The following is a 1648-nucleotide window of genomic DNA, read 5'->3' on the forward strand; positions in this document are numbered from 1 at the left end:
CCCCACCGCCTCGAACACCACCGCCACCCGCGGCACCCGGCGCATGTCCTGGTGCATGGCCACCCACACATCCACGTCGAAACCCACCTGCTGCGGCAGCAACCTCACCAGGCCATACCGCCGGGCCAGTTGACTGGAACATACGCCAATGCCCAGGCCAGCACGCACGGCGGCCAGTTGCGCCAGGTGGTCATCGGTACGAATCTGCGTGCACTCACTGGCGCAGTCGAAACCCTGCTGCTGGAGCAATTCGATTTCTGCCAGGTTGCGGTCTGGCCCGATCAACGGGAAATCCTTCAATTGCACGATCGAGTCCGGCACTCCCTGCTCTGCCAGCAATTCGGGCGTGGCATAGAGTCCGACGTGCAAGTCACCGACTTTGCGGGTGACCACGCTGGACTCGTTGGGCCGCCGTATGCGCACCGCGACGTCGGCCTCTTGCAGGGCCAATGCCTGCAGGCGGTTGGACACGCTCAACTCCATGGCCAATTGCGGATGGCTGCGGCGCAAGGTGCGCAACAGTGGCGGTAGTACCTCAACGCCGAGTAACTGCCCGCTGGTGAGCCGCACCGTACCAGCGGCCACCGCGCTGTCCGCCGAGGCCGCGCGGTTGAAGGCATTGGCGGCAACGGCCATGGCTTCCACATGGCCGATCAGTTCGCGGGCCATGTCCGTGGGGAGCAAGCCTTGGGGCGAGCGAATAAACAGGCTGACGCCCACACTCTGTTCCAGCGCCTCGATGCGCCGCCGCGCGGTGGCCTGGGCAATGCCGAGCAAGCGTGCCGCACCCGACAGGCTGCCGGTGCGTAATACAGCGAGGAAGGCGCGCTGGGTTTCCCATTGAAGTTGAGGGGCGTTCATACATTTCCTGTGAGCCGGTGGGCCATTTTGGCGAATGTTCTTTGGGTTGCCATTGGGGCAAGCTGGCGAGCATACCCGATGGGCCTTGCGCCCACGCTCACAGGAAAGGACTGGAAGTCGATGATATTCACTGGCCAATGCCGCTGCGCCGCTGTCACTTACCAAGTGGAACTGCCGGCGCTGCCCGCGATCTATGCCTGCCACTGCCGCCATTGCCAGACCTGGAGCGGCAGCGCATTCGCCCTGCACGCACTGCTGCCCGCAGACGCCTTGATCGTTGAGGGGCCTCTGGCCGAATACGCCTACGACATGCACGACCAACACTCGACCCACCAGCTGTGCGCGCGGTGTCACACGCGTATCAGCAACACCACCAGCGCCGCGCCGGGCCTGCGGGTTTTGCGGGTCGGCACGTTGCACGACAGCCCCGCCCTGGCACCGGTCGCGCATATCTGGGTCAGCCGCAAACAGCCATGGCTGGTGTTGCCGGACGGCGTGCCATGCTGGCCCCAGAGCCCGACACCGGAAGCTTTCGCCCAGGCGCTGACGGCATGATCGCGCCCTTAGCGCTGCGCGACTCGGCGTAGATTGGCCACTGCGGGCCTTGCTGTTGATGTATCCACCTCTACCCCAAGCAGGCTCAGCAAGCGCGCGCGAATGTCCTGGAACCCATCCTGACCGGTGTCCCGTGCGCGGGGAAGATCAATCGTCAGTTGCTCGGCCACCTTGCCATCCGCCAGCACGATCACCCGATCGGCCAACAGAATCGCCTCGTCCACATCATGGG

The 1648-nt window shown here is 64.7% G+C and carries 2 protein-coding genes and 1 pseudogene; 1 reads left to right on the forward strand and 2 read right to left on the reverse strand.

Features of this window, described 5'->3' with window-relative positions:
- Positions 1-861, reverse strand: an 861-nt coding sequence (locus tag HX823_RS30955; protein WP_177078430.1) for a LysR family transcriptional regulator, incomplete at its 3' end; no start/stop codon positions are given.
- A gap of 120 nt (positions 862-981) precedes the next feature.
- Between HX823_RS30955 and HX823_RS30960 the strand changes: the two genes are divergently transcribed.
- Complete coding sequence (locus HX823_RS30960) at positions 982-1416, forward strand: GFA family protein (protein WP_177078432.1); 435 nt, start codon at positions 982-984, stop codon at positions 1414-1416.
- Positions 1417-1424: 8 nt separating this feature from the next.
- Here the strand turns inward: HX823_RS30960 and HX823_RS30965 are convergent.
- Positions 1425-1648, reverse strand: a pseudogene (locus HX823_RS30965) (sulfonate ABC transporter ATP-binding protein); the annotation flags it as partial.

Origin of the sequence: Pseudomonas sp. P7759 (genome assembly GCF_013386445.1) — a bacterium.
GTDB lineage: Bacteria > Pseudomonadota > Gammaproteobacteria > Pseudomonadales > Pseudomonadaceae > Aquipseudomonas > Aquipseudomonas azotoformans_A.